Annotated in this window: 4 protein-coding genes and 1 pseudogene; 3 read left to right on the top strand and 2 right to left on the bottom strand. The window is 58.6% G+C overall.

The features are described 5' to 3' along the window. Positions 1-263: 263 nt before the first annotated feature. Complete coding sequence (locus tag J0I64_RS04030) at positions 264-1367, bottom strand: flagellin (protein WP_291406322.1); 1104 nt, start codon at positions 1365-1367, stop codon at positions 264-266. 512 nt (positions 1368-1879) lie between these two features. Between J0I64_RS04030 and J0I64_RS04025 the strand changes: the two genes are divergently transcribed. The 3 genes from J0I64_RS04025 (at position 1880) to flaF (ending at position 5240) form a co-directional block, all read left to right on the top strand. Further along, positions 1880-4294, top strand: a complete 2415-nt coding sequence (locus J0I64_RS04025) for a flagellin (protein WP_291406321.1) — start codon at positions 1880-1882, stop codon at positions 4292-4294. A gap of 195 nt (positions 4295-4489) precedes the next feature. Next, entirely contained in the window at positions 4490-4927 is a 438-nt protein-coding gene (gene flbT / locus J0I64_RS04020; protein WP_291406320.1) for a flagellar biosynthesis repressor FlbT, read from the top strand. Continuing rightward, positions 4899-5240, top strand: coding sequence for a flagellar biosynthesis regulator FlaF (gene flaF / locus J0I64_RS04015; protein WP_291406319.1), 342 nt, complete (start codon positions 4899-4901; stop codon positions 5238-5240). Before flbT ends, flaF begins: the two co-directional genes overlap by 29 nt. Before the next feature lie 281 nt (positions 5241-5521). Here the strand turns inward: flaF and J0I64_RS04010 are convergent. Next, a pseudogene (locus J0I64_RS04010) lies at positions 5522-5829 on the bottom strand (hypothetical protein); the annotation flags it as partial.

Below are 5829 nucleotides of genomic sequence, written 5' to 3'. Positions count from 1 at the left end.
GGCTGCGCAATGAATGGTCTCCGCCGGTCTACACGGTCAGATTGACCGACAAGACCATCTGACGCCGCCGAAATTGACAGGCCCGGGCCGATCCGTTGATCGGTCCGGGCCTTTTTTTTTGCATCAGCCTAGCTCCACCCCCGGTGTCCTCACCACAGCGCTAGTCCCGATGGCCCATGGAATGCTGTAGAAAACGGCACATGTCCCAAACGAAAAAGGCCCGCCTCGAGAGGCGGGCCAAGTTCAGTGAAGTTGGAAGTCTATTACGAGAGCAGGCGCAGAGCGGTGGTTTCCGACGACTGCATGATCGAGAGAGCCGTGGTGGCCATCTGCTGGCGGGTCTGGAGCGCAACGAGGTTCGCCGCTTCCTGATCCATGTCTGCAGCAGTCAGCTGAGAGGCGCTGGACTTGAGAATGTCCGACAGGGAAGAGTTGAAGTCCTTACGGGCATTGATGATCGACTGGTTCGAAGAGAACGAGGCGGAGGTTGCTTGCAGCGAGTCACCGGCAGCAATCAGCGCATCAAGAGAAGCGTTGATATTTGCGTCGGACTGCCAGCTACCGCTTGCGGTGGTTACGCCCAGGCTCGCTGCCGAGACAGTGGTGCCCTTGATCTCGGTGTTCGACGTGCCGTTTTCATTGAGCGGCAGCTGGATTTTGTCGCCAGCCAGGAGGTTGAGGCCGTTAATGCCCGCATCCTTGGCGATCCGGTCGATTTCACCACGGAGAACGTCGAACTGCTTGGCGAGCGATTCACGAGCGCTGTTCACGGCAGTGGAGGAAGCCGGAAGGCCGGTGGCGCTGGTACCCGTGCCGGTGCCGGTGATGGTGATCGCTTCATTCTTCGAACTGGTCAGCGTCAGCTTGCCATCGACCAGAGAACCCTTCACGCCGGAGGTCGTATCGGCATTGAGCTTGTTGATGAAATCGCCAACCGAACCCGTGCCACCTGCTGCAGTATAGGTGTAGGCGCCGCTGGCGGTGGTCACGACGATGGTGTCAGCATCGGTGATGGCAGTTGCGTTGGTGACGGTAGCCGAACCGGTAGCGACTTCGCTCGTCTTGGTGGAGGTCAGCGCCTGGCTGGTCAGTGCGCGGGCTTCCTTGATCAGGCCCTGGATACCCTTGATGCCTTCAGAGGCAGCCTTCATGGAGGACTGGGCGGCGTTAATATTGTCCATCAGAGCATCAATCGAAGCAGCGCGAGTATCCATCGAGGAAGCAGTAAAGAACTTCGAGACGTTGTCGAGCGGGCTGTTGACGGCCTTGCCGGTGACCAGACGGTTCTGCGTGGTCGCCATCTGTTCTGCAACGTTACGGAGAACGGTGAGACCGGTGCGGGCGTTTGCAGAGAGATTGATGCTCATTTGTTTGGACTTCCTGTTCCAGAGATTTTGTTTTCTTCCGGCGTTTCTTGCCGGCGAAATCAGGTTTAGTGTCCAAAAGCTGCGGGCCTCTCTCGGCAAAACGCGCAATTTATTTCAAATTTTATCTAATTCCGGCGCCCCCCTAATTTGCCTCCCCCGCGCGCCCTAGTTGCAAAGAGAAATCGCGCGCGCACGTAAGGCGCGACGCAGACGGATGTGTTTGGACGCGGGAGAGACTCGGGGGTCGCAATGATGTGCGCAGCACTTCAGAGGGCAGTCGTTTCCTAAGCAACGAAGTAAACCCGGACTTTCCGCAGGCCGATTTTCGTCGCGCGGAAAAATACGAAAGTTCAAAAAACCCAGAAAAATCAAGAAAAACTGTGGTGAAGCAGGACTTTACGGGATGCGTAAAGATGTTCCGAACTTAAGAAGTTTTTAGCAAGTCGGGACCATTGTCAGCGTGTCTCAAGGATTGAGGCACTTGCACCACACGTCCAGAAGGAAGACCTAGTATGGGTTCCGATGTTTCTCTCTCAAAGGCCGTTCGCTCGAACCTTTTGAGCCTTCAGAATACCGCCCAGATGATGGACAAGACGCAGCAGCGCCTTGCCACCGGTAACAAGGTGAACTCTGCCCTCGACAATCCGTCGAACTTCTTCACCGCATCGGCGCTGAACAGCCGCGCCGCTGACATGAGCAATCTGCTCGACTCGATGGCCTCGGGCATCAAGGTCATCGAAGCCGCCAATAACGGCATCACCGCCCTGACCAAAAACCTGGAATCCATGCAGTCAACGCTGCGCCAGGCCCGGCAGGACAAGTCCTTCCAGACCAAGTCGTTCGAAGTCGGCGATCTCACCAAAATCTCGCTGGCTGGCGGTCAGTTCGGGGATCTCGGCGTTGATATTAGCCTGGCGACAGCCACCGTTCCTGGTGTCAAGTCGCAGCTGACCACAGCTGCTGCTTCGGCCTACCTTGGCCCGCAGTCGACGACGGCCAGCGAAACCGGTGCAGGCGCTCGTTCGGTGATCTCGCTCAATGGCGGATTTGCCCAGAACGACGTTTTCACCGTTGCGGGCGTTTCTGTCACCGTTACCGACGCGACTCCAGACGCAACCAACATTGCCGCTGATATCTCCGCCGCTCTCGCCGGCAGTGCTTCGACCGCCGGCAAGTACACCGTCTCGGTCGGCACCGGCGACAACGCTGGCAAGATCATCATCGAAACAGTCGACACCTCGGCTGCGGCCGCGGCCATCAACTTCGACCCCGACAACGACCCATCGACCGGTGTCGGTGCCGCTATCAAGGGCTCGACCTCGTTCAACTACTCGGCCGTTCCTGGCTCGATCAATGTTGCTGGCCAGACCATTGCCACCGGCGCAAACTTTGCCGATTTCGTCACCAATCTTCAGAATGGTGCCGCAGCCGGTAAGTACACTGTCGAGGCTGACTCGACCACCGGACTGATCAAGCTGACCAACACCGAATATGGTGCAACGGTCCCAACGGTCACCGGTATCCCGACCAACGTTCCTGGCGTTGCCCGTGAGGACAATATCCAGATCACGACTGCCGCGGCAGCCAACGACACGTTCACTATCGATGGCGAGACCTACACCTTCGCTTCTGCTCCACTTGACGCAGACGCGACCGCCGCAGCACTGCGTACCTGGATAGCCAGCAATGCTACCCTTAGTGCCAAGTACACCGTTACCGGTACGGCCGAGAACGTCAGGTTGGTCGAAAAGGCTGGCCCGAACGGCTTCCAGCTCGGTGCACCGGTAATCTCTAAGACCGGCACGATCGCCAATACCAACACGACCCCGGTCGCCGGCACCGCGACCGTTAATGGTCGCACCGACGTAACCGGCGTTGTCGGTGCGTCGGTTGAGGGCGTTGCCGCCGAAAAGGCGACCTTTACCGTCTCCTATGACGGCAAGACCGCCAATGTCTCGATCGGTGGCGTCAAGGGTGGGGTTGGTTCGGTCGTGAATGCTCTCGACATCAAGAACTGGCAGGATGCGACCATTGCGTCGGTGAATGCAGATCTCGAAGCCGCTGGCATCACCGGGGTCGAAGCCAAGTTCGATACCGACGGCAAGTTCTCGCTGGTCGCCAAGACCGCCGAGGCCAAGACCCTTGCCGTATCCGGTACCGACGCTGTGACCCTCTTCGGCATCAACGGCGTGAACACCGGCGTTGCTGAAAAGAGCCAGCTGAACGCGACCAAGACCGTCGACAAGTTCGTCGAACTGATCAATCGCGATCACGGTTCGAAGGTTCGTGCTTCGAACGACAACGGCAAGCTGCGCATCGAGAACCTGTCCACTCAGGAGCTCAATGTCGGCATCGATCTGAACGGCAATGACGCAGTTGTTGGCTCCAAGATCGAAGGCAACTCGGTCCGTGCGAACCTGTCCAAGCAGTTCAACGAACTGCGCGACCAGCTCGACAAGCTGTCTGATGACTCGTCCTTCAACGGTATCAACCTGCTGCGTGGCGACAAGCTGAAGATCACCTTCAACGAAAGCGGCACGTCCTCGATCGATATCCAGGCCAAGGACAAGAACGGCAACATTCGCGGCATCAACGCCTCGAACCTGGGCGTCGACAGCCTCGCGGCTGAAGACCTCGACACCGACGAAAAGATCGACGCATTCCTCAGCAAGCTGTCTTCGGCTCTGACCGAACTCCGCTCGCAGGCTTCGTCCTTCGGTTCGAACCTGTCGTCCGTGGAAAACCGTCAGTCGTTCACCAAGAACATGATCAACACGCTGGAAACCGGCGCGGCGAACCTGACCTTGGCCGACACCAACGAAGAAGCTGCAAACCTTCTGGCTCTCCAGACCCGCCAGCAGCTCTCCTCGTCGGCTCTCTCGATGGCTTCCCAGCAGGACCAGGCTGTTCTGCAGCTCCTGCGTTAATCGTAAGCTACACACGCAAATTCGAAGGCGGGCCACAAGCCCGCCTTCTTCTTTTGGTGCGGTGAGTTTTCGAAAACGGGCGATTCCCCTGCCCGCTCCGCGCTTTAGTTGCTGGCATCCTGAGGCCGCGACTGCTATCCATCCCTAAGCCCGCCAGAAGATCGGCGGCATTCCCAGAATAGGAAACCAGAGCCCATGTCCCTCAAGGTCGAACTCAAGCCCGGCGAACGTCTCATCATCGGGCAGTGCATCATTACCAATTCCGACCAGCGGACACGGCTCTTCATCGACGGCAAGGCGCCCATCCTGCGCGAAAAGGACATCCTGACCATCGCCACGGCAGATACGCCCGCGAAGCGCATCTACCTGGCCGTACAACTGATGTATCTCGAGGACGACACCGCTCGACTCCGGGAAGAATACTTCCGTCTTGTCAATGAGATAATCCAGGCGGCCCCCTCAATGATCTCGCTGATAAATGGCATCAACAACGAGATTTTAACCGGGGCGCTGTACAAAGCTCTCAAGGCAGCCCGCAAGTTAATTCAGTACGAACAGGACCTTCTTGCAAATGTACCATCAGGGAGCGCAGGCATACCAACAGGTGGCCCGCAAAACGGAAGCCCCGCGTGATCGCGAAGCCAATTTGCTGTCGCGGGCGGCTGCCAATCTCCAGCTTATCCACGATGCCTGGGACCTGAAGCAGGAGAGCCTCCCGGAGGCTCTGCTTTACAACCGCAGGATCTGGAACGTTTTCCTCACCTCCGTTACCCGCGACGACAATCCTCTGCCCGCGCAGGTTCGCCAGAACATTGCCAATCTCGGTCTGTTCGTTATGAACGAGACGCGCGAGCTGCACATGGAACCGTCCAAGGCCAAGCTTCTGCCGCTCATCAATATCAACCGCCAGCTGGCCGCAGGCCTGCGCGGTGCCGAAGAAGCCTGAGCGAATATAGCGACCGCTATCGCCTAGACGCGATGACAAGAGCCTCCGGCAATAACCGGGGGCCTTTTTATTTGTGAGGCAGGTCTCGCCTCTGCCCCGATGCCCAGGCTCGCTGAGGAGATGCCGCCCTTTCACAACATCGGGCTTGTCCCAGTGGCCCATGCGGACGCGATGGCGACACCCGGCTAAGCCCAGAAAACACTCTACGCAAAAACAAAACGGGGCGCTTTCGCGCCCCGTATTCGTTTCGGCCTCCTGGCCTCCGCGGCGCCTTCTGGCGCCTATTTGAGGTAGTTGACGAGGCTCAGATTGGCCACCGTTGCCGTCGTCTGGTAGCTGGCTTCGAGACGCGTCTTGAGCGCCAGGAGCTGCATCACAGTTTCTTCCATCGACACGGTCTCGACCTCGCTGAGCAGGGTTTGGAGCTGCCCCGAGGCCGCCGTGTTGCGCGTGGCTGCCCCGCCCGTTGTCGAGCGCACGACGCCCAGTTCAAGGCCGATCTGCTCGATCGAGCCCTTCGCCGTTGCCGTGGAGCTGGAGGTCGTCGCCATCTGCCGCTCAACCATGGCGCTGAAGCGCGCCTTGGAGG

Source organism: Devosia sp., assembly GCF_017307565.1.
Classification (GTDB): domain Bacteria; phylum Pseudomonadota; class Alphaproteobacteria; order Rhizobiales; family Devosiaceae; genus Devosia.
Note: the sequence above shows the minus strand (reverse complement) of the source record. Positions and strands in the feature narration are given on the sequence as shown.

Excerpts from the sequence above, each read along its gene's own strand:
- J0I64_RS04030 (WP_291406322.1), bottom strand. The coding sequence starts at position 1,367 with ATGAGCATCAATCTCTCTGCAAACGCCCGCACCGGTCTCACCGTTCTC.
- J0I64_RS04025 (WP_291406321.1), top strand. The coding sequence starts at position 1,880 with ATGGGTTCCGATGTTTCTCTCTCAAAGGCCGTTCGCTCGAACCTTTTG.
- flbT (WP_291406320.1), top strand. The coding sequence starts at position 4,490 with ATGTCCCTCAAGGTCGAACTCAAGCCCGGCGAACGTCTCATCATCGGG.